This window comes from Methylobacterium sp. Leaf91 (genome assembly GCF_001422815.1).
Classification (GTDB): Bacteria; Pseudomonadota; Alphaproteobacteria; order Rhizobiales; family Beijerinckiaceae; genus Methylobacterium.
The window spans coordinates 1-22299 of record NZ_LMMP01000050.1 but is presented as its reverse complement, the minus strand read 5'-3'; the positions used below and the strand labels follow the sequence as shown (position 1 = coordinate 22299).

The window sequence follows — 22299 nt, the reverse complement described above, 5'->3', positions numbered from 1 at the left end:
TTGAACGGATTGCGGCATCCGGCAGATTGTTGACCGCCGGCCCATCGGCTAGGAACCCGGCGACCGAAGAAACGGCTCGAACTGCACACGCCACTTTTCGAGACATAGCCGGTGCCAGACACTCGTCTGCAGTGGCAGCCACGTATGACATTCGGGTCGCACTTTAATCAGCTGAAAACAGCACTCACGTTTCATCGGCGGTGGTCGGCCATAAGCTTGTGCCGGCTCGCCATGATTCGGACCTCTTCGGGCCTTGGACACATAGCCCCATCTCAAGACGTCGCATCGAGGCCTGTTCTATAAGTGTTCCAGAGAGAAAATCGGAACACCGAAACGTTCGACGAGACTGATAAATAATAGCTGGAAGACTATCGCCGATCCCTTTACCGACCAGGGTCAGCGAGGCATCGATCCGGCAGACTGGTCAAGCCAGCACACCGGGCAAGAATGCCCATGGGAAGAAGCGCTCCTCCGATCCTCTCGATCCGATGCCCTGGACGGACAGACGTCCGATGAGGGTCCTCCGGACGTGTTCTGCAGAACGAGGTATGGCGATGAGCGCCGATAATAACGATACGAGCCCGTCCAACGGCGCTTCCTCCACTACGCCTGCCCTGAACCGCAGGCAGATTCTTGGCACGGCCCTGACCGGAATGGCGGCCGTGGCAATGCCCGGCTCCCTGGTCCTCGCTGCCCCTCCAGCAAAGAAGGTTGATGTCCTTCTGATCGGCGGCGGCATCATGAGCGCCACCCTCGGCGTCTGGCTGCGCGAACTCGAACCCAACTGGTCGATCCAGATGATCGAGCGTCTCGATGGCGTGGCGAAGGAGAGCTCCAACGGCTGGAACAACGCCGGCACGGGTCATTCCGCCCTCGCGGAACTCAACTACACGCCCGAGAAGAAAGATGGGCAGATCGAGATCGCCAAGGCCGTCGAGATCAACGAGGCCTTCCAGGTCACCCGCCAGTTCCTGGCGTGGCAGGTTCGCAACGGCGTCCTGAAGAACCCGCGCTCCTTCATCAACTACACCCCACATATGAGCTTCGTGTGGGGCGACGAGAACATCGCCTTTCTCGAGAAGCGTCATGCCGCGCTCAAGGCGAGCCCCCTCTTCGCCGGCATGGATTATTCGACCGATCCCGAGCAGATCCGGAAATGGGTTCCCCTGATGATGGAGGGCCGCGATCCCAAGCAGAAGATCGCAGCCACCTGGACCTCTTTGGGTACCGACGTGGAGTTCGGCGAGATCACCCGCCAGTTCGTCGCGCATCTGCAGAGCCAGCCGAATTTCCACCTGCAGGCCTCGTCCGAGGTCCGGACCATCGACAAGAACCCCGACGGCTCCTGGCGCGTGGTCTCTCGGAACCTCAAGGACGGGTCCGAGCAGAGTATCGACGCCAAGTTCGTCTTCATCGGCGCTGGCGGCGGATCCCTGCATCTCCTGCAGAAATCCGGCATTCCGGAAGGCGAGGATTACGCGGGCTTCCCCGTCGGCGGCTCGTTCCTCGTCAATGAGAATCCGGATGTGACGACGCAGCATCTGGCGAAGGCCTACGGCAAGGCCTCGGTCGGCTCGCCGCCGATGTCCGTTCCGCATCTGGACACGCGCGTCCTCGACGGCAAGCGCGTCCTGCTATTCGGTCCCTTTGCGACCTTCTCCACCAAGTTCCTGAAGGAGGGCTCCTATTTCGACCTCCTCTCCTCGACGACCACCAGCAACGTCTGGCCGATGGTTCGCGTGGGCGTGGATGAATATCCGTTGGTGGAGTATCTGGCCGGTCAGCTGATGCTCTCGGACGATGACCGCATCGCCGCCCTGCGTGAGTATTTCCCCAAGGCCAAGAAGGAAGAATGGCGCCTGTGGCAGGCGGGCCAGCGCGTGCAGATCATCAAGCGCGACAAGGACAAGGGTGGCGTTCTGAAACTCGGCACGGAGATCGTCAGCGCGAAGGACGGCAGCATCGCGGCGCTGCTCGGCGCCTCCCCGGGCGCGTCCACGGCCGCTCCGATCATGCTGAAGGTGCTGGAGAAGGTGTTCGCCTCGAAGGTTTCGTCCCCTGAATGGCAGTCGAAGCTTCGGCAGATCGTCCCGAGCTACGGATTGAAGCTGAACGACGATCCGGAACGGGTCGCGCAGGCCTGGGCCTATACGAGCGAGCAGTTGCAGCTGCCGTCTCCTCCGCAGATCGACGTCGAGGCACTGAAGCAGACGCCGGTCAGCAACACCGTCCTCAACAGCAACCCTACCACCACGACGAAGCCGGTCCACGACCTCGCTCCCTGAACGAGCGAAGCCAAGCGCTGAAATCCTCCGATGTCGCCCGTTCGCCATCGGAGGATTTTGCTTGGGTTGAACGATCGAAGCGAAAACCCGTCGCCGCGCCGGCACGACGCCTCGGCTTCGACCAATCCTAAACCACCCATCGGGCCCCGTATCCCTTGAGGCAGTGTCCTGACGCCGCGCATCCGGCCAACGAGTGCTCTTGCCGGTCCGCAGAAGGGAGCGCTAGAACACGGCCCTGCTTTCGCGTCCCCCCGGGCTTCGGCGACCTTCCGGCGGAAGGACGTGTGAGCTCCCAAAGGTTTGGTGCAAACCACCGGCGGGTGTGAAACAAGTCTTGACGGGCGGAGGGGTGCACCATGGATGCACGCCTCCTTGCCCATGAGCGAAGAACCGGCCGAAACGGGCGGAAACGTTAAGGGAACGGGACGATCGCATGGCTGCAGACGCCGAACTTCTGATCGATCGTCGGCGCCTGCGCCGCAAGCTCTCCCTCTGGCGCGTCGTGGGAATCGGCGGGTTGATCGTCGCCGTCGGTGCGGTGGGCTACCGTGTCCGGGGCAATGACGGGTTCGGTTTCCCAGCCGTGAAACCACAGATCGCGCGAATTTCCATCGGTGGCTTCATCGCCGGCAGCGAATCGACGACGAAGCTGATCGAGCGCGTCCGCGATGCCAGCGCCGTGCAGGGCGTCATCGTCTCGATCTCCTCGCCGGGCGGCACAACCACCGGCTCTGAGGAACTCTACCGCAACCTACGCTCGCTGTCCGAGAAGAAGCCGATGGTGGCCTTCGTCGATGGCACGGCGGCCTCCGGCGCCTATATCGCCGCCATCGCGGCCGATCATATCGTCGCTCGGGAAACCGCCCTGGTCGGCTCCATCGGCGTGCTGTTCCAATATCCCGATCTGTCCGGGCTGCTCGACAAGGTCGGCGTCAAGGTCGAGTCGGTGAAGTCGTCGCCCCTGAAGGCCGAGCCATCCGGCTTCACCCCGACCTCGCCCGAGGCACGGGCCGCCCTGGCCTCCGTTGTGGGCGACACCTACGCCTGGTTCAAAGGCCTCGTCTCCGAGCGGCGCAAACTCTCCGAGAAGGAATTGGCGACCGTTTCCGACGGGCGCGTCTTCAGCGGCCGCCAGAGCGTTCCGTTGAAGCTGGTGGATAGCGTCGGCGGCGAACGTCAGGCGGTGACTTGGCTCGAGGCGGAGCGCAACGTCGCCAAGGGCCTGCCCATCCGTGATTGGAAGCCCAAATCCGAGAGCGACTTCAAACTCTGGTCGGCTCTCGGCACGGGCGCCGATCTCCTTGGCATGGGCGGTCTCGCGACGCGCCTGCGTCAGGTCGGCGACGAGACGGCGAGCATCGCGCAAGGGGGAATGCTGGCTCTCTGGCGTCCGGCCTCAACCGATGCGCCTTGAGGGCGACGCCGAATCACCCCTGCCTGGATCACGTCCGCAGGGGTGCCGGAACCGCATGAAGTCAGGGAAGACCGCCGCATGATCAAGTCGGAGCTCGTGCTCAGGATCGCAGAGCAGAACCCGCATCTCTACCAGCGCGACGTGGAAACCCTCGTGAAGGCGATCCTCGACACGATCGCGGAAGCCTTGTCACGCGGCGACCGGGTCGAGTTGCGCGGCTTCGGCGCTTTCTCGGTCAAGCGTCGTGATGCGCGCCGCGGGCGCAACCCGCGCACCGGTGAGCCCGTTGCCGTCTCCGAGAAGGCCATCCCCGTGTTCAAGACGGGCAAGGAGATGCGCCAGCGACTCAACGAGGCCGGCATCGGCGCAGAGGAGCCCTCCGAGAATGAGGAATCCTGAGCCCATGCAAAGCCTCGTCCTACCGACCGGAGTGTCTCGATGATCCGCTTCTTCAAGGGTTTGGTGCTGCTTCCCGTCGCGATCGTGGTCGTGGCCCTGGCCGTGGCGAACCGGGAGGTCGTCCGCCTGTCCTTCGATCCGTTCACGGCGGACACGCCGGCCTTCAGCCTGCCATTGCCACTCTACGTCCTGATCTTCGCCTCTGTCGCCATCGGCATTCTCTGCGGCGGTATCGGCACCTGGCTCGGCCAGTCCGGCACCCGGCGCACGAGCGCCGCCCGCCGCCGTGAGATCCGTCGCCTGGAGGGCGAGACCGAGCGTCTGAAATCCCGCGTCGCGGCCAGCGAGCCCACGCCGGCCGAGCGTTATCCCGGCCAGGACGGCCGCGTCGCGCTCCCCGCCCCGCGCTAGAGGCCAAGCGCAGCCATGTCGTCGATCCGCGTCAAGATCTGCGGGCTCAGTACCCCCGCGGCCCTCGACGCAGCGCTCTTGGCGGGGGCTGACCTTGTCGGCCTCGTGCATTTCGCGAAGAGCCCGCGTCATGTCGACTTCGAGACGGCGGGTCGGCTGTCGGAACAGGCGAAGGGCAGGGCGGAGCGGGTCATCCTTCTCGTCGATCCCGACGATGCTCTGATCGATGCGGCCCTGAGGGCCGTCGATCCGGATTGGATCCAACTTCACGGCCATGAGACCCCGGAGCGGGTCGCGGCCATCCGTGCCCACAGCAATCGCCCCGTGATGAAGGCGCTCGGCGTCTCGACGCGTTCGGATCTCGACGTTCTCTCCGCCTATGAAGCGGCCGACCGCATTCTCCTCGACGCGAAGCCTCCGCCCGACGCGGCCCTGCCGGGCGGCAACGGCATTGCCTTTGATTGGGACATCCTCGCGGGGCTGGACCTGCCGGCGGGGACGATGCTGTCCGGCGGCCTCGCTCCCGGCAATGTTGCCGAGGCCCTCCGTCGGACGGGCCTTCGCGCTGTCGACGTCTCTTCGGGGGTCGAGACCCGGCCGGGAGAAAAGAGTTCCGAGCGCATCGGAGCCTTCATTGCGGCGGTTCGGACTGGCGAATAGCGTCCGATTTCACAAATCGACGCGTTCGCCGCATTGTAGCCGCCCCCCGCACGGGTCTAGGCATTGGCGCAACCCCATACCGAACGCACAGGCCCGGCGGCGATCCGCCAGCCGACGACGTGAAGGACGACTGACCTTGACCATCGCCCCCTCTCCGAACTCGTTCCGCAACGGACCGGACGAGCGCGGCCGCTTCGGCATCTTTGGCGGACGCTTCGTCGCCGAGACGCTGATGCCGCTCATCCTCGATCTCGAGAAGGCCTATACGGAAGCGAAGGCAGATCCGTCCTTCCAGCAGGAGATGAACGGCCATCTGACCCATTATGTCGGCCGTCCGAGCCCGCTCTACTATGCCGAGCGCCTGACCGAGCACCTGCGCGCGGCATCGGCCCCGGGTCACGGAGCCAAGGTCTTCTTCAAGCGCGAGGAGTTGAACCATACCGGTTCGCACAAGGTGAACAACGTGCTCGGTCAGATCATGCTGGCCCGCCGCATGGGCAAGCCCCGGATCATCGCCGAGACGGGCGCCGGGCAGCACGGGGTCGCCACCGCCACCCTCTGCGCCCGGTTCGGCTTGAAATGCGTCGTCTACATGGGCGCCGTCGACGTAGCGCGCCAAGCGCCCAACGTCTTCCGCATGAAGATGCTCGGCGCCGAGGTGATCCCGGTGGAATCCGGCACCAAGACCCTCAAGGACGCCATGAACGAGGCGTTGCGCGACTGGGTCACCAACGTCGCAGATACGTTCTACTGCATCGGCACGGTGGCCGGCCCGCATCCCTATCCGGCGATGGTGCGCGATTTCCAATCGATCATTGGCCGGGAGACGAAGGAGCAGATGCTGGAGATGGAAGGGCGACTGCCCGACTCGCTCATCGCCTGTATCGGCGGCGGCTCCAACGCCATGGGGTTGTTCCACCCGTTCCTCGACGACCGCGAGGTGGAGATCTACGGCGTCGAGGCCGCCGGCCACGGCATCTCGTCGGGCCTGCACGCCGCCTCCCTCTCCGGCGGGAAGCCGGGAGTGCTCCATGGCAACCGAACCTACCTTCTTCAGAACGAGGACGGCCAGATCGCCGACGCCCACTCGATCTCCGCCGGCCTCGATTATCCCGGCATCGGCCCCGAACACGCTTGGCTGCACGAGGCCAAGCGCGTCACCTACCTCTCGGCGACGGATTCCGAGACGCTGGAAGCGTTCAAGCTGTGCTCGATGCTGGAGGGCATCATCCCGGCCCTGGAGCCGGCTCACGCCCTCGCCAAGGTGTTCGAAATCGCGCCGACGAAGCCGGCCGAACACCTGATGGTGCTCAATCTCTCGGGCCGTGGCGACAAGGACATCCCGCAGGTGGCCGAAATCCTGGGAACCCGCCTCTGAGAAAACCGCAACGGGGAGCTCGCAAGTGGCAAACTCCCCGTTGACACCCGAAGGCGGATTTCTTTATACCGCCGATCTCTTCAGGGGCGCCTGCACCGCGCGGGTTCCTTTGTTGTGGCGGGGTAGCTCAGTTGGTTAGAGCAGAGGAATCATAATCCTTGTGTCGGGAGTTCAAATCTCTCCCTCGCTACCAATCATTCCTAGTCGTTAGATCGACCTAGCCTTTGAGCCCTGGACCCCTGGTCCGGGGCTTTTTGGTTCTCTGAGAGGTATCTGCCGGACAGCGCGAACAATCGGGACGTGGTGTCCACCTGACGGCATCGATGAGCAGTTTTTGCGTGGCCCCTGCCTGGTATCCTCAGTCTCGCTCGCGATGCTCCTCAGCGATGATCCCATGGCGCTTCGTCCCCACTCGCCACTCATCGGCGCAATCGGGAGGCCACGACCTCGTTCGGTACGGAGGGCTAGGTCGACCTTAGTGTAGATTGATCTTGATCGCGGGAACCGGACGCTCGGTCGTCGCCCCGAATGGAAGTCACAGGTGGACTTCAACCGGCTGTTTGCCGGGAGCGGACGACGAAAGTACCGGCGCCGGAAGGTCCGACGCCGGTCTGATCGAGTATGCGGCCTTCGGCGTCGGTGGCCGCGTCCTGCCGTTCCAGCCGGATGCCCTTATCCGAGGGCTTCTTCCACCGCCCTGCCGCAGGCTTCGGTATCGGCGTTGCCGCCGAGATCGCGGGTGCGCAGGGTCCGCTCGGAGAGGACGCGCTCGATACCTGTGACGATCTCCCGGGCGGCCTCGGGCTCGCCGAGATGCTCCAGCATCATCGAGCCGGACCAGATCTGGCCGATGGGGTTGGCGATGCCCTGGCCGGCGATGTCGGGGGCCGAGCCGTGCACCGGCTCGAACACCGAGGGGAAGAGCCGCTCCGGGTTGATGTTGCCGGAGGGCGCGATGCCGATCGTGCCCGTGCAGGCGGGTCCGAGGTCGGAGAGGATGTCGCCGAACAGGTTCGAGGCGACAACCACGTCGAACCGGTCCGGGTTCAGCACGAAATGGGCCGTCAGAATGTCGATATGGTACTGGTCCCAGGCCACGTCCGGGTAGGCCTTGGCCATCTCCTTCACCCGCTCGTCCCAATAGGGCATCGTGATCGAGATGCCGTTGGACTTGGTGGCCGAGGTCAGGTGCTTTTTCGGGCGGCTCTGGGCCAGCTCGAAGGCGAATTTCAGGATGCGGTCGACGCCGTGGCGCGTCATGATCGTCTCCTGCAGGGCGAATTCGCGGTCCGTGCCGGCGAACATGCGCCCGCCCGCATTCGAGTATTCCCCTTCCGTGTTCTCGCGGACCACCCAGAAATCGATGTCGCCGGGCTTGCGGTCAGCGAGCGGGCTCTTCACGCCCGGCATCAGGCGCACGGGGCGCAGGTTGGCGTATTGGTCAAACTCACGCCGGAACAGGATCAGCGAGCCCCAGAGCGAGACGTGATCGGGCACCCTGTCCGGCATGCCGACGGCCCCGAAGAAGATCGCGTCGTGGCCGCCGATCTGCGCCTTCCAGTCCTCCGGCATCATCCGGTTGTGCCGCTCGTAATAATCGCAGCTCGCGAAGTCGAACCAGTCGAACTCGAGGCTAAAGCCGTGGCGCTTGGCCGCCTTCTCGAGGACGCGCACGCCCTCCGGCACGACCTCCTTGCCGATCCCGTCGCCCGGAATGACGGCGATGCGATAGCTGCGTGATGTCATGGAAATGGAACTCCGCGGAGGGGTTTGGGGATTAGTCGGCGCTCGATGGCCACGGCGTCTCGGCGACAGGCGTCACCGGTCCCCGACCCTCGAACCAGGAGACCAGATTGTCCACGAGGAGGTTTCCCATGGCGCGGCGGGTGTAATGGGTGGCCGAGCCGACATGGGGCAAAAGAACGACGTTGTCCAAGGCCATGAGGGCATCGGGAACCCGAGGTTCGTTCGCGAATACGTCGAGGCCGGCCGAGTGGATCACACCCTGCTGGAGGGCCGCGATCAGGGCCGGCTCGTCGATGAGGCTGCCGCGCGCCACGTTGATGAGGATGCCCTCCGGGCCGAGGGCGCCCAGCACCTCCGCGGTGACGAGGGGCCCGGCTCCGCCGCCGGGCGCCACGACTACGAGGATGTCGCAGGCCCGCGCCAATTCAACCGCGCTCGGGTGGTAGTCATAGGCCACCTCGGTTTGCCTGCGGCGGCCGTGATAGGCGATGGCGCAGCCGAATCCGTCGAGGCGCGTGGCGATGGCGTGCCCGATCCGCCCGAGGCCGAGGATGCCGATGCGGCGCCCGCGCAGGGAGGGCGAGAGCGGAAACGGGGCTTTCGGCCAGGCGCCCGCGCGGAGATAGCGGTCGGCCTGTGGGAGGCGGCGGACGGTGGCGAGGAGCAGGCCGAGGGCGAGGTCGGCGACCTCCTCGGTGAGCACGTCCGGGGTGTTGGTGACGACGGCGCCCCGGTCCTTGGCGGCCGCGACGTCGATCGTGTCGTAGCCGACACCGAAATTGGCGACGATCTCCAGGGCGGGGAGGCGCGCGAAGAGATCGGCTTCCGCCGGCGCCTGTCCTCCCACCACCACGCCGCGAATGGCCGGGCCGACCTCCGCCAGGAACGCGTCCCGGTCGGTGGCCCGATCGAGGCGGTGGAGGACGAAGCGCTCGTCGAGGGCCCGGATCGTATCGGGCAGGATCGCCTTCAGCAGCAGGATCTCCGCCTTCGCATGCGCTGTCATGGGGCCTCTTCGCGGTTGCGTGTTCCGTGGAGGTGGCGCTCCCGCTCCGGGGCGAAGCCACCTTGTGCTTTCCGCCAACGGAGGGTGGACCGCAACCCGGAGCCGACCCGCTCGGCAAGACCGCGTTGCGCCAATCCCATACAGGCCGCGAGGACTGTCTCGTTCCTCTGGCCGCGCGGAAGGCCGGACCTGACCTTGACCACCGTGGCGCTGACGAAATCTTCGGTCAAAGCGGACAGAACGGCTCGCTCCTCATCACTGAGCGGTCGCATCGTACGGATTTCCTCGGCACGTCGATTCCCGGGAGACGGCCGCCGCCCGGAGCCGGGCGACGGCGGTGGAAGCCGTGCGGGGCCGGATCGCGCCCCGCACGGATCGGTCGCCGCTTACTCGGCGAGTTCGCGCATGACCTTGATCAGGTCCGACTTGCCCTCGAAGCCGATGCCGGGAAGCTCCGGCATGACGATGTGGCCGTCCTCGACCTTCACCCCGTCCGGGAAGCCGCCATAGGGCTGGAACAGGTCCGGGTAGCTCTCGTTGCCACCCAGCCCGAGGCCGGCCGCAATGTTGAGCGACATCTGGTGACCGCCATGCGGGATGCAGCGTTTGGGCGACCAGCCGAACTGCTCCAGCACGTCGAGGGTGCGCAGGTACTCGACGAGTCCGTAGGACAGGGCGCAGTCGAACTGCAGGTAGTCGCGGTCGGGCCGCATGCCGCCGTAGCGCAGGAGGTTGCGGGCATCCTGGTGCGAGAACAGGTTCTCGCCGGTCGCCATCGGGCCGGGATAGAACTCGGAGATCGCGGCCTGCAGGGCGTAGTCGAGGGGATCGCCGATCTCCTCGTACCAGAACAGCGGATACTGGCGCAGCATCTTGGCGTAGGCGATGCCCTGTTCGAGGTTGAAGCGGCCGTTCACGTCGACGGCGAGCTGCGCCTGCGAGCCGATCTCCTTCAGCACGGCCTCGATGCGGCGCTGGTCCTCCTCGATCGGCACGCCGCCGATCTTCATCTTCACGACGTTGTAGCCACGGTCGAGGTAGCCGCGCATCTCGGCGCGCAGCTGGGTGTCGTCCTTGCCGGGATAGTAATAGCCGCCGGCCGCGTAGACGAAGACGCGCGGATTGGCCTCGACGCCCTTCTGCTCGGCGAGCATCCGGAACAGCGGCTTGCCGGCGATCTTGGCGGTGGCGTCCCAGATGGCCATGTCGAGGGTGCCCACCGCCACCGAGCGCTCGCCGTGGCCGCCGGGCTTCTCGTTGGTCATCATCGCCGCCCAGAGCTTGTGCGGGTCGAGATTGTCACCGGCCTCGTTGAGCACGCTCGCGGGCTCGGCCTCGAGGATGCGGTTCTTGAAGCGCTCGCGGATCAGGCCGCCCTGGCCGTAGCGGCCGTTGGAATTGAAGCCGTAGCCCACCACCCGGCGGCCGTCGCGCTCCACGTCCGTGACCACGGCCACGAGGCTGGCGGTCATCTTCGAGAAGTCGATATAGGCGTTGCGGATGGGCGAGGAGATCGGCTTGGTGATCTCGCAGACGTCGACGATACGCATGGTGGCTCTCCTTGAGATGCGAAGGGATTCGCGCGGGGGGAAGGGATGGAAGCGGACGAAAGCACCCGGAAGGTCTAGTGGGCGGCCGCCACGGGGCGGGGCAGGGCATGCCCGGCTTCCGTGTCGGGAACGACGTCCTCGGATGAGACGGCGGCCCGGTTGCGGTAGGCCTCCTCCGCCTTGGCGAGGTCGAAGGCGCCTTCCCACTTGGCGACCGCGATGGTGGCGACCGCATTGCCGATGAGGTTCGTGACCGCCCGTGCCTCGTTCATGAAGCGATCGACGCCGAGCAGAAGGACGAGGCCGGCGACCGGGACGGTGTGGATGCTCGACAGGGTGGCGGCGAGGGTGACGAACCCGGCCCCGGCGACACCCGCCGACCCTTTCGAGGTCAGGAGCAGCACGCCCAGGACGACGAGCTGGTCGCCGATGCCCAGCGGCGTGTTGGTGGCCTGGGCGACGAAGATCGCCGCCATGGTCAGGTAGATGCAGGTGCCGTCGGCGTTGAAGGTGTAGCCCGTCGGCAGAACGAGGCCGACCACCGACTTCTCGCAGCCCACCCGCTCCAGCTTGGCCATCATCCGGGGCATCACGGCCTCGGTGGAGCAGGTCCCGAAGGTGATGAGGATCTCGTCCTTGAAGAAGCCGAGGACCTTGAAGAGCGAGAACCCGGTCCAGGCGCAGACGGAGCCGAGCACCAGCACGACGAACAGGATCGACGTGGCGTAGACACCGAGCATCAGGTAGGCGAGGGACCAGACGGTGCCGAACCCGTACTTGCCGATGGTGAAGGCGACGCCGGCACCCGCACCGATGGGGGCCAAGCGCATCACCATGGCGACGATGCGGAACAGCGCGTCCAGCAGGCTGTCGATGACGACGACCACCGGCTTGCCGCGTTCGCCCGCCTGAACCAGGGCGAGGCCGAAGAGCAGCGAGATCAGGATGATCTGCAGCATGGCGCCCTTGGCGAAGGCATCCACCATCGTCGAGGGGATGATGTCCATCAGGAAGCCGACGATGCCGGGCTGCGCTTCCGCCCGCTTGGCGTAGGAGGCGATGGCGCTGCCGTCGATATGCGTGGCGTCGATGTTCATGCCGACGCCCGGCTGCATCACGTTGACCACCACGAGGCCGATGACGAGGGCCAGCGTCGAGACGACCTCGAAGTAGATCAGCGCCCGCACACCGATGCGGCCGACCTCCTTCATGTTACCCATCTTGGCGATGCCGACCACGATGGTACCGAAGATGACCGGCGCGAGCAGCATCTTGATCAGCTTGATGAAGCCGTCCGCCAGGGGCTGCAGCGTGACGGCGACGTCGGGCAGGAAATACCCGACGAACCCGCCGATGACGATTGCTATGAAGACTTGAACATAGAGTCGGCTTAGCCATGACTTCATGATCTGTTTCCTCCTGATCTGCCACTTAGCGGGCAGCTTGATTAGTGATCCCTCTTGTGGGGCTTGATGCTGTGGGTACGCCTGGACACCCTCGTCCGGCCAATGCCATGTTCGGTTCGGGCTATGCGCGAACGGCATCGGGCTGGACGGACGGATGGACATGGTCCGACCGATGGATCTGGGCTGATCGATGGATCTGGACTGGCTGAAGGACTTCCTCGCGCTGGCGGAGCAGAAGACGTTCTCGCGGGCGGCGGAGGCCCGGAGCGTGACGCAGCCGGCCTTCAGCCGGCGCATCCGGGCTCTCGAGGATTGGGTCGGGACGCCGCTCTTCGCACGGGGCGCGCAAGGGGCGGCGCTGACCCCGGCCGGCGTCACCTTCCTCCCGGCAGCCCAGGCTCTGCTGCACAGCCTGGAGCGGGCCCGCCGCGAGACGCGGGCGGTGGGCGCTCAGGATACGGCGACGCTCTCCATCGCCGCGACCCACGCTCTATCGTTCACGTTCTTTCCGAGTTGGGTCCGCCGGGTCATGCGATCCCGGACCCTGGGCACGCTCAATCTCATTTCGGACAGCATGGAAGCGTGCGAGCAGATCATGCTGTCGGGCGAGGTGCACTTCCTGCTCTGCCACTTCCACGGGAACGCCCCGACACGGTTCGAGCCCGACCGGTTCGAGAGCGTGCGGGTCGGCGACGATCGTCTCATCCCGCTTTGCGCGCCCTCGGGAGACGGCGCGGGTCTGTGGTCGTTGCCGGGATCGTCCGCCGAGCCGGTTCCCTACCTGGCCTACAGCCAGGCCTCGGGCCTCGGGCGCATCCTGGCGAGCTGCCGCAACGGGGATTCGTTCCACCTCGACACCCGCTTCACCTCGCATCTCGCCGCGACGCTGACGACCATGGCGCGCGAGGGGCACGGCGTCGCCTGGCTCCCACAAACGGTCGCGGCCGACGATCAGACGCGCGGTCGCCTCGTCCGCGCGGGGCACGAACAGTTCGACGTGCCCATCGAGATCAGACTGTTCCGCTCGCTCGAGTGCCGCAATCACGCCGCCGACGAGCTTTGGGACTATCTCACCGAAGCGCAAACCTCATAGCTCGTGGGTGCGTCGATCACAGCCGCATCCCCGTGGAGCACGGCCAGTCTTGGGCCGGTGGACATCTGCTTTCGGGAAGTCAGTCAATCGCCGTCTATGGCAAGGTTGGGATCTGCCCGCTCCTCGGTGATGAATCGGCAAGACAGGTCGATAGCCTATGAACCGAATCGGGCCGCCCCCTGAACGGCCCACTCCCGCATATCTCCCGGGGGGCTCCGCGATCCTACCCAGGGTGCTTGACGATACCGTCACTCGGCATCCGGCTGGCGAGCGCATCGATGGCGAGGCGTGACCGCAACGGCAGATACCGTGCCGCGGGCCAGACGGCGTAGCAATCCATGGTCGCGTAGGGCCGCTCCGCCCAGAGCTGGACGAGTTCACCCTTTTGCAGGCTGTCGCGGATCAGCCAGTGTTGAAGCCAGCAGAGGCCGAGCCCCGCCTTGGCGGCGCTCAGGATGACTTCGACGTCGTCGAACCGCAGCCTGGAATGTGGGGAAACCGGGACGAGGACGCCGTTGGCATCCGGCAGGCGCCAAGCATAGCCGCGGTCGCCGCGCGCATAGGCGAGCGCGTCGTGCCCGGCGAGATCCGCGAGCTCCTCCGGGCGTCCGCGCGCATCGAGGTAGGACGGGGAGGCGCAGAGCACCATACGTTCCGTCACCAGCCGCCGGGCACGCAGGGAGCTGTTGTTGCCGAGCGCGCCGAAGCGCAGCCCGAGGTCGAAGCCGTCGGCGATCAGATCGATGACCCGGTCGCTGAAATTCAGGTCGAGTTCCAGCTTCGGATGCGCCTTGGCGTAGTCGAGCAGGATCGGCGCCGCGCAGCGCCGGCCGAGGAGAACCGGCATCGAGATCCGCAATCGCCCCGCCACCTCCTGGCGGCCCGATTCGAGGAGCGCCTCGCCGGTCCGCAATTCCGCGACGGCGCGCAGGCAATGTTCGTAGAATTGCTGCCCGGCTTCCGTCAGGCTCTGGGTGCGCGTGGTCCGCTGGAACAGACGCACGCCGAGCCGCTCCTCGAGCCGGGCCACGGCCTTGCCGACGGCGGACCGGGACAGGGACAGCCGGTCGGCCGCCCGCGCGAACCCGCCAGCCTCTACCGCCTCCACGAAGATCTGTACGCCGTCGAACTTGTCCCGCATCGGTCGCCCAGTCCTGCCGATCCTGATCCGTCGATTGTAGCGCCACAGGCAACAAAGAAGCGAATACTCAGATCTGAAGCCGCAGAAAAATCTACGCTAGAGGAAGGGCGGACGGACGGCGAGGCCCCGACAGGAGCGGCCCCGCCCAACGGGCGGCAGAGGTCGAGTCCCGTAGGCACGCCCCGGATGGAAAAGGAAGAACTGAGGATGAGCGCGAAAGTCGTTGTGGTCACCGGCGCGAGCAGTGGCTTTGGAAAACTCACGGCCCTGGAACTGGCAAGGCGCGGTCACACCGTCATCGCGACCATGCGGGATGTCGAGGGCCGGAACAGCGCGGTCCGGAACGAACTGATCGAGGCCGCAAAGGCGGAGGGGAAACCCCTGCAGGTCCTCGAAATGGATGTGGTCAGCGACGACTCGGTCGAGGCCGCCATCGCTCGGGTCATCGCGCAGCACGGCAGGATCGACGTTCTGGTCAACAATGCCGGCCTGATGCCCATCGGGGTGACGGAAGCCTACACGATCGCCGATGTCGAACGGCTGTTCGCGGTCAATGTTTTCGGGGCGGTCCGCGCCGACCGTGCCGTCCTGCCGCATATGCGCGACGCCGGCAGCGGACTGATCGTGCAGGTCACGTCGCTGATGGGACGCTTCGTCATCCCGTTCTTCGGTGTCTATGCGGCGACCAAGTTCGCGCTCGAGGCCCTGGCGGAGACTTATCGCTACGAGCTGAGCGGCTTCGGGATCGATTCGGTCATCGTGGAGCCGGGCCCGTTCCCCAGCAACCTGATCTCGTCCAGCCCCGAGCCGTCCGATACGGGCGTACTGACCGCCTATGGCGCAGTGGCGTCGATCCCGGGCCAGATCAAGGACAACGCCGACAAGTCGTACGACCCCGCCCATCCTCCGCGCCCGCAACTCGTCGCCGATGCGATCGCCGGGCTGGTCGAGGCAACGGAGCGGCGTCCCCTGCGCACGGTGGTCATGCCAGAGGGCGTGGATTTCGGCGTCGCGCGCATCAATGAGGCGGTGGCTCCGATCCAGAACGACATGCTTCGGGCCATGGGCATGGCACACGTCATCTGAAACATGAGGCGGCGGGACATGCGACCCGCCGCTTTTCGACGGGTTCGGTTTCGCTCGATGGAGGGGACGTTGCCTCGTAGGGGCCTTCCAGCCCCTGCGCTGAACGGATCGGGATGCCCCGGATGTGGCCGAACGTCCGGTTCGGCACGCTCCCGGATGCCTGCGGGATCAGAGCTGATTGAACCGCTGCCGCTGCCCCCGCGACCGGTACAGTTGCTAACTTTTGACAGCTTCATGTCCCTGTGACACCGTTCGGTCATGTCGAGCACGCCGACCCGCAACATCGCCCTGACCCATGAGCTGGAGAGCTACATCAAGGGTCAGGTCGCGAGTGGGCATTATGCAAATGCCAGCGAAGTCGTCCGCGCTGGTCTTCGCCTTTTGATCGAGCGTGACCACGCGGTGCCTCGCTCCCGCGGCCATAGCTCCGCCAAAGCGGCGGACAGATGATGACCGCCTCGATTGCCGCTCCGTCCGCCCCGCACGACTTCCAGGCGGATATCATTGCGGTCGAGGGCATCGCCGCGGTTCCGACGATCCTGAACGTGGTCTGTCGGACGACGGGCATGGGCTTCGCCGCCATCGCCAGGGTGACGGACGACCGCTGGGTCGCCTGTAGCGTCAAGGACGACATCGCCTTCGGTCTGGCGCCGGGCGGCGAGCTGCCGGTCGCCACCACGATCTGCGACGCGATCCGCTCGTCCGGGACGGGCGTGGTCATCGACCACGTGTCCGAGGACCCGGCGTACCAGGCGCATCCGACCCCGGAGATGTACGGCTTCCAGAGCTACATCTCGATGCCCATCACGCTGCCGGACGGCAGCTTCTTCGGCACGCTCTGCGCCATCGACCCTCGTCCGGCCCGACTGAACACGCCGGAGACCGTCGGCATGTTCAGGATGTTCGCCGACCTCATCGGCTTCCATCTCGACGCGCATAGGCGCCTCGCCGACCGGGAGGCGCTCCGGCGCAGCGACGCCTTCGTCAGAGGCATCCTCAGGGCGAGCCCAGATTGCGTGAAGGTGCTCTCCGCCAACGGCACGCTGGAATTCATGAGCGCGCGGGGGCTCGAACTGAACCAGATCGGATCGCTCCAGGACGTGGTGGGGCAGGAATATGCCGGCCTCTGGCCGGAGAGCGAGCGCGCCAAGCTGCGCGATGCCGTCCGGCGGGCGGCCGCCGGAGAGGTCTCACGCATCGAGGGGCAGGCCCAGACGGCCGATGGCGACCTCCGCTGGTGGGAGGTGAGCTTCGCGCCATTCCAGCCTGACGAGGGCAGTGCCCTCAAGCTCGTCGGCATCTCCCGCGACATCACCGAGCGCTACCGGGCCGAGACCGCGCGGCAAGCCGGGGCGGAGGCCCTGCAAGCCCTGAACGACGACCTGGAGCGGCAGGTCGCGGAGCGGACGGCGGAGCTTCGTCTGTCGCGCGACATCCTCCAATCCAGCGCCGCGCCCATCTGCGCCTTCGACACCGCGTACCGGCTCATCGCCTTCAATCAGGCCCATAGCGACGAGTTCTTCCGCATCTTCGCCCACCGCGTGCAGGTCGGCGAGGTGTTCCCCGACCTGTTCCCGCCGGACCAGGCCCCGGTCATGCGCGGGTTGATGGAGCGCGCGCTCCGGGGCGAGACATTCACCGTCACCGAGGAATTCGGCGACCCCGACCTGGCGAAGCCCTATTGGGAGGTGTCCTACTCGCCCTTGCGCGACGAGGTGGGACACATCGTCGGGGCGTTCCACTACGCCAAGGATATCTCGGAGCGGCTGCGCGCCGAGACCGCACTCGCCGACACGCAGGAAGCGTTGCGCCAATCGCAGAAGATGGAGGCCGTCGGGCAGCTGACCGGAGGCGTGGCGCACGATTTCAACAACCTCCTGACCATCATCCGCTCATCCGTCGATTTCCTACGCCGGCCGGAGCTGCCCGAGGAGCGCAAGCGGCGCTACCTCGATGCCGTGTCCGATACGGTCGACCGCGCCGCGAAGCTGACCGGGCAGCTCCTCGCCTTCGCCCGCCGCCAGGCCCTCAAGCCCGAAGTGTTCGAGGTCGGCGAGCGCCTGCGCGCCGTCTCCGAGATGATCGACACCGTGACGGGGGCCCGCATTCGCCTGACGGTGGAAACGCCCGACGAGCCCTGCTTCGTGAAGGCGGACCTGAGCCAGTTCGAGACCGCCCTCGTCAACATGGCGGTGAATGCCCGCGATGCGATGGACGGGGAGGGGACCCTGACCCTGACTCTGGTGCGCCGGGGAAAGCTGTCGCCGATCCGGGGGCATGCGGTCGCCCTCGGAGCCTTCGCGGCGATCTCCCTCACCGATACGGGCACCGGAATCGCGCCTGAGCAGTTGGGCCGCATCGTCGAGCCGTTCTTCACCACCAAGGAGGTGGGGAAGGGAACCGGCCTCGGCCTCAGCCAGGTGTTCGGTTTCGCCAAGCAGTCGGGCGGCGATGTCGACGTGTCGACCAGGCTCGGGCACGGCACGACGTTCACACTCTACCTGCCCGAGATCGTGATCGAGCAGAACGGCGCGGACCGCGAGATACCGCAGCCGGCCCCGGGCTCCCCGATGGGTGCGGGCCAGCGCGTCCTGGTGGTCGAGGACAATATCGAGGTGGGCCGCTTCGCCACGCAGATCCTCGAAGACCTCGGCTACCGCACCACCTGGGCCGTCAATGCCGAGGAAGCGCTGGAGCTGTTGGGGAGCGAGGGCAACGGATTCGACGCCGTGTTCTCGGATGTCGTGATGCCGGGCATGGGCGGCATCGCCCTGGCCAAGCGATTGCGCGCGCAACTGCCGAGCCTGCCGATACTGCTCGCTTCAGGCTACAGCCACGTCCTGGCGCAGGATGGAACGGAGGGTTTCGAGCTTCTGCACAAGCCGTACTCGGCCGAACAGCTCGGGCGCATCCTAAGGCAATTGACGACGAAGCCGATGAACGCGCTCGTCGGCTGATCGAAGCGGCATTCGCGAATTCCACCCGGCAAACTTAAGAAGCCTCCCCCCTGACATCGATCGTCCGCTGGTGATTCCGTGCTCGGAACCTAGATCCAGCCCCGCATCGTCACCACGCTCCCGGACATTTCATGGCTCATCGCATCCTCGTCACCGGAGCAAGCGTGGCCGGCTGTACCCTCGCATGGTGGCTTGCCCATCTCGGAAACGAGGTCACCGTGGTCGAACGGGCACCCACCTTCCGGGACGGCGGGCAGAACATCGACGTGCGCGGCGTCGGCCGTGACGTGCTGCGCCGGATGGGGCTGGAACAGATCGCCCTCGAACGCGGAACGGGCGAAACCGGAACCGCTTGGGTCGATGGCGAGGGCCGGATCGCCGCTCAATTCCTCGTGGACAGGGACGGCGGCGACGGACCGACGGCCGAGATGGAGATCCTGCGCGGGGACCTCGCCCGCCTCCTCTACGAGGCCGGGCGCGACACGGCACGGTTTCGCTTCGGTGACAGCATCGACAGGATCGACCAGGACGGGGAGGCGGCGACCGTCACCTTCGCGAACGGTCGCACCGAGCGCTACGACGCCGTCGTCATCGCCGAGGGTGTCGGTTCGGCGACGCGCGAGCTCGTCTTCCCCGGCGAGAACGATCCACGCTGGATGGATCTCGTCATCGCCTATTTCACCATCCCGCGCGTCGCCGACGACGACCGGCTCTGGCGCTGGTACAATGCGACCGGTGGCCGGAGCGTCTCGCTTCGACCTGATCGCAACGGCACCACACGGGCGATGCTGTCCCTCCGGCAGCCGCCGGGGAACGAGCAAGGCTGGGACAGCGACCAGCAGAAGGCGTTCCTGCGGGAGCGCTTCGCCGATGCCGGCTGGCAGACCGGACGTGTCCTCGCCGGCCTGGACACGACGGAGGATTTCTACTTCGACGTCCTTCGCCAGGTCCGGATGCCGCGCTGGTCGAAGGGCCGCGTCGCACTGGTGGGTGATGCGGCCTGGTGCGCCACGCCGCTCGCGGGCATCGGCACTACCCTCGCCATCACCGGCGCCTTCGTGCTGGCCCACGAGTTCTCGCGGACCGCCGATATTCGCTCGGGCTTCGATGCCTACGAGAGGGCGATGCGACCGATGGTCGAGCAGGGCCAAGGCGTCCCGAAGATCGCCCCGAAATTGGCGAACCCGAAAAGTCGCCTCGGCATCCGTCTCCTCCACGGTGCGTTGCGGTTCGCCAGCATGCCCATCACACGGCGTGTCGCGGGAAAACTGTTCTCGAATGCGCCGAAGGCACCCGACATGTCGCGTTACGACCCTCCGCCCACGGCTGACGAGGGGCCATCCTCCACGCTTCGGACAGTTTGATCGCGGCGCGACGAAAGCGCCGGGACCCGACAGGGCCAGCCGAGCGACGGACACCGGACCGAACGGCCAGGCGACTCCTCACTCTCAGCGCGGGCGCGCGGACATCGGCGTCATTGGCCCAGCGCAAGGGTGAGGCGGTAACGCGCCTGGCTCACCCGGCCCCTCACGGTGCCGACAGGGCACTCGAGCACGGCGGCCGCCTCCTCATGCGTGAGTCCATCCACCGTCACCAGCAACAACGTCTCTCGCTCCTCCATGGGAACGGCATCCAGGGCAGTCTGTAATGCGAGATGGGCGGCCCCTTGCTGCTGGTTGGCAGCCGCCGAGTGTTCGGCCGCGACGGCACCGTCGAAATCCAAGATCCGGCGCCTCACGCGCCTGTGCTTGTTGTGGTGGATATTGCGCAGGATCGTGAACAGCCACGCCACGAGGCTGGTGCCCTCAGCGAACTGGGAGCGCTGTTCCCAAGCCCGCATCAGCGTGGCCCGGACCATGTCGTCGGCCTCCACGATGTTGCCGGTGCGCAGGAGAGCGGAGCGGCGCAGGCGCGGCACGAGGGCGATCACCCCGTCGCCGAACGCCTTCGAGACCTGCCGCTCCGCCTCCGCGTCGAGCAGGGCGGCTCTGAGCCGGAGCAGAACCCTACCGAGCCGCGTATCGGCCTCGACCGTGCCCGCTCTGGGAATGAGCTCTTCAAGTCTTCGTCCAAGCTCATCCTGCACAGGGGGATTCGAGCCATCTGGATATGAAGATTCTTTAGCTTCTGTGGTGGCGTACATTCCGCAGATACGTCCTTGTACCGGATAGCGGCCGGAGGTCGCCGTGCTTCTACGGTTGAGAATACGTACGCGCTTCTGGATGATCGCTCACGTTCACGTCAATGATCCAGATATACCAGTCTTTCGCTTTCACACATCGGAACCGCCGGCCACCCCCACCTGTTAGAGGCGGGCTTGATACAGGCGGCACGGAAGGCGGTCGAAGGTGGTTGGCGGCGGCAGGCATGAGCTTCGGCGGGTCGGCGGGCGCAAGGACTGTCTTGTCTCGATCGTCATGACAGGCGGCCACACGGAGGCCGCCCGCCGGAAGCTCAACGAGCACGAGCATTCCGCAGACGTTGTCCAGAGCCGTAGCGACAGTTTCCCCTTGCTCTGAACTGACGAATAAAAATCACTCTACTAGTAGATTTGCATCATTGCTCGGCAGTGAGCACGGGCCACTTGAGGGGTGCGTCAGTCGCTGAGGCATTGGAGCATCCCGTGAGCGCGCAAAAGACGACCGATGCTTCCGACAAGCTCAAGGCCTCGGTGAAAGAGGCCATCGGTAAACTGGTCGGAGATCCAGAAGTCGAAGCCGATGGCAGATCTCAGCAGAAATTACTGAAACCCGACGTGAAACCGAAGACCACCCCAAAGTCGTAGCTTCGGCGGAACGTCACGCTTCACGAACATCCTTCACGACAAGAACAGGAGAGACATCATGGTCGATGCGGATCGCATCACGGGCGCCGCCAAGGAACTCGGCGGCAAAGTGCAGGGCACGGTGGGCGACCTCACCGGTTCGAAGCGGGATTCGGTGGAGGGCCGTGCGCGCGAGGCACAGGGTGCTGCCGAGAACCTCTATGGCCAAGCCAAGGACACCGTGCGCGACGCGGCCGACCAAGTGGTCGATACCGCCCGCGACATCGGCGGTAAGGTTCGCGACACGGTCGGCAACCTGATCGGGTCCGACGACGTCGAGGACCGCGCGCGCCGCGCCCAGGGCGCCGCTGCCGACACCTACGACCGCGCCGAGCGCTCCGTCCGCAGCGCTGGCCGCGAGGCCTATGACCGGGCCGAGGACGCCTACGAAAACGGCGGCAATTATCTGCGCCAGGGCAGCCGCGAAGCCAGCAACCAGATCGCCGAGCACCCTGTCGCCGCCCTGCTGGTCGCCGGCCTCCTCGGCTACGGAATCGGCCTCCTCATCCACGGCCGCGACTGACGCTTAGCGCTGCGATCGATCGGTCCGACCGCGCCGTGACCGCGCGGTTGGACCCATGAGTTCACCCACCCCCGAACGACCGAGCTTCTCGGACGACCGACGACCCGGAGTACCAGTATCGTGTCCACTTCCCCCCTTCTTGCGACCTCATCCACCCCGGCCGCCGCCGACACCCGCACCGTCCTGCTGAACCAGGTGTCGTGGGGCGCGATCTTCGCCGGCGCCGTCACCGCCCTGGTGACCCAGGTCATCCTCAACATGGTCGGCGTCGGCATCGGCCTGTCCAGCGTCGGACCGGTGGCCGCCGAYAACCCGGCYGCCTCGACCCTGTCGCTCAGCGCCGGCATCTGGTTCATCGTCTCGGGCATCGTGGCCGCCCTGGCGGGCGGCTTCATCGCCGGGCGCCTGTCGGGCAAGCCC

Annotated in this window: 20 protein-coding genes, 1 tRNA gene and 1 pseudogene; 15 read left to right on the top strand and 7 right to left on the bottom strand. The window is 66.0% G+C overall.

What is annotated here, in order from left to right; translation table 11 throughout:
• Positions 1–554 precede the first annotated feature (554 nt).
• From mqo to ASF32_RS21170, 7 genes are all read left to right on the top strand, one after another.
• Complete coding sequence (gene mqo, locus ASF32_RS21200) at positions 555–2285, top strand: malate dehydrogenase (quinone) (protein WP_244477972.1); 1731 nt, start codon at positions 555–557, stop codon at positions 2283–2285.
• Positions 2286–2718: 433 nt separating this feature from the next.
• Entirely contained in the window at positions 2719–3699 is a 981-nt protein-coding gene (gene sppA / locus ASF32_RS21195) for a signal peptide peptidase SppA (protein WP_056433234.1), read from the top strand.
• Positions 3700–3777: 78 nt separating this feature from the next.
• Entirely contained in the window at positions 3778–4098 is a 321-nt protein-coding gene (locus tag ASF32_RS21190) for an integration host factor subunit beta (protein ID WP_056433233.1), read from the top strand.
• Positions 4099–4137: 39 nt separating this feature from the next.
• A complete protein-coding gene (locus tag ASF32_RS21185) occupies positions 4138–4509 on the top strand; it encodes a LapA family protein (protein ID WP_056433230.1) in 372 nt (123 codons plus the stop codon).
• A gap of 15 nt (positions 4510–4524) precedes the next feature.
• Positions 4525–5169 carry a phosphoribosylanthranilate isomerase gene (locus ASF32_RS21180; protein WP_056433227.1) on the top strand — a complete coding sequence of 215 codons (645 nt, stop codon included), beginning with the start codon at positions 4525–4527 and terminating at the stop codon, positions 5167–5169.
• A gap of 136 nt (positions 5170–5305) precedes the next feature.
• Entirely contained in the window at positions 5306–6547 is a 1242-nt protein-coding gene (gene trpB / locus ASF32_RS21175; protein WP_056433223.1) for a tryptophan synthase subunit beta, read from the top strand.
• A gap of 116 nt (positions 6548–6663) precedes the next feature.
• Positions 6664–6740, top strand: a tRNA-Met gene (locus ASF32_RS21170).
• 479 nt (positions 6741–7219) lie between these two features.
• Here ASF32_RS21170 and ASF32_RS21165 read toward each other — a convergent pair.
• From ASF32_RS21165 to dctA, 5 genes are all read right to left on the bottom strand, one after another.
• Complete coding sequence (locus ASF32_RS21165) at positions 7220–8299, bottom strand: tartrate dehydrogenase (protein WP_156467922.1); 1080 nt, start codon at positions 8297–8299, stop codon at positions 7220–7222.
• Between the two features lie 25 nt (positions 8300–8324).
• Positions 8325–9299: a 2-hydroxyacid dehydrogenase gene (locus ASF32_RS21160; RefSeq protein ID WP_056433216.1), complete on the bottom strand. Its 975-nt coding sequence runs from the start codon at positions 9297–9299 to the stop codon at positions 8325–8327.
• A complete protein-coding gene (locus ASF32_RS21155; RefSeq protein WP_056433208.1) occupies positions 9296–9571 on the bottom strand; it encodes a hypothetical protein in 276 nt (91 codons plus the stop codon). The genes ASF32_RS21160 and ASF32_RS21155 overlap by 4 nt, the downstream gene beginning before the upstream one ends.
• Positions 9572–9685: 114 nt before the next feature.
• Complete coding sequence (locus tag ASF32_RS21150; protein WP_056433205.1) at positions 9686–10849, bottom strand: mandelate racemase/muconate lactonizing enzyme family protein; 1164 nt, start codon at positions 10847–10849, stop codon at positions 9686–9688.
• 74 nt (positions 10850–10923) lie between these two features.
• Positions 10924–12255, bottom strand: coding sequence for a C4-dicarboxylate transporter DctA (gene dctA, locus ASF32_RS21145; protein ID WP_056433200.1), 1332 nt, complete (start codon positions 12253–12255; stop codon positions 10924–10926).
• Between the two features lie 190 nt (positions 12256–12445).
• Between dctA and ASF32_RS21140 the strand changes: the two genes are divergently transcribed.
• Positions 12446–13348 carry a LysR family transcriptional regulator gene (locus ASF32_RS21140; protein ID WP_056433197.1) on the top strand — a complete coding sequence of 301 codons (903 nt, stop codon included), beginning with the start codon at positions 12446–12448 and terminating at the stop codon, positions 13346–13348.
• A gap of 223 nt (positions 13349–13571) precedes the next feature.
• On the opposite strand, the gene ASF32_RS21135 is transcribed toward ASF32_RS21140, so the two are convergent.
• Positions 13572–14489, bottom strand: a complete 918-nt coding sequence (locus ASF32_RS21135; protein ID WP_056433193.1) for a LysR family transcriptional regulator — start codon at positions 14487–14489, stop codon at positions 13572–13574.
• A 207-nt stretch (positions 14490–14696) separates the two neighbouring features.
• Here ASF32_RS21135 and ASF32_RS21130 point away from each other — a divergent pair, with 207 nt between their 5' ends.
• From ASF32_RS21130 to ASF32_RS21115, 4 genes are all read left to right on the top strand, one after another.
• On the top strand, positions 14697–15575 hold the full coding sequence (locus ASF32_RS21130) for an SDR family oxidoreductase (RefSeq protein ID WP_056433190.1): 879 nt from the start codon (positions 14697–14699) through the stop codon (positions 15573–15575).
• Positions 15576–15833: 258 nt separating this feature from the next.
• Positions 15834–16025, top strand: a complete 192-nt coding sequence (locus ASF32_RS21125) for a type II toxin-antitoxin system ParD family antitoxin (RefSeq protein ID WP_056433188.1) — start codon at positions 15834–15836, stop codon at positions 16023–16025.
• Positions 16025–18532 carry a PAS domain-containing protein gene (locus ASF32_RS21120; protein WP_056433185.1) on the top strand — a complete coding sequence of 836 codons (2508 nt, stop codon included), beginning with the start codon at positions 16025–16027 and terminating at the stop codon, positions 18530–18532. The genes ASF32_RS21125 and ASF32_RS21120 overlap by 1 nt, the downstream gene beginning before the upstream one ends.
• 131 nt (positions 18533–18663) lie before the next feature.
• Entirely contained in the window at positions 18664–19896 is a 1233-nt protein-coding gene (locus tag ASF32_RS21115; protein ID WP_056433182.1) for an FAD-dependent monooxygenase, read from the top strand.
• A gap of 110 nt (positions 19897–20006) precedes the next feature.
• Here ASF32_RS21115 and ASF32_RS21110 read toward each other — a convergent pair whose 3' ends face one another.
• Positions 20007–20618, bottom strand: coding sequence for a sigma-70 family RNA polymerase sigma factor (locus tag ASF32_RS21110; protein ID WP_244477984.1), 612 nt, complete (start codon positions 20616–20618; stop codon positions 20007–20009).
• 537 nt (positions 20619–21155) lie between these two features.
• Between ASF32_RS21110 and ASF32_RS25640 the strand changes: the two genes are divergently transcribed.
• The 3 genes and pseudogenes from ASF32_RS25640 to ASF32_RS21100 form a co-directional block, all read left to right on the top strand.
• Positions 21156–21317, top strand: coding sequence for a CsbD family protein (locus tag ASF32_RS25640; RefSeq protein WP_200919214.1), 162 nt, complete (start codon positions 21156–21158; stop codon positions 21315–21317).
• Positions 21318–21375: 58 nt separating this feature from the next.
• Positions 21376–21879 (top strand): CsbD family protein, encoded by a 504-nt coding sequence (locus ASF32_RS21105; protein ID WP_056433174.1) that lies wholly within the window; start codon positions 21376–21378, stop codon positions 21877–21879.
• 120 nt (positions 21880–21999) lie between these two features.
• A pseudogene (locus ASF32_RS21100) lies at positions 22000–22299 on the top strand (PhnA-like protein); the annotation flags it as partial.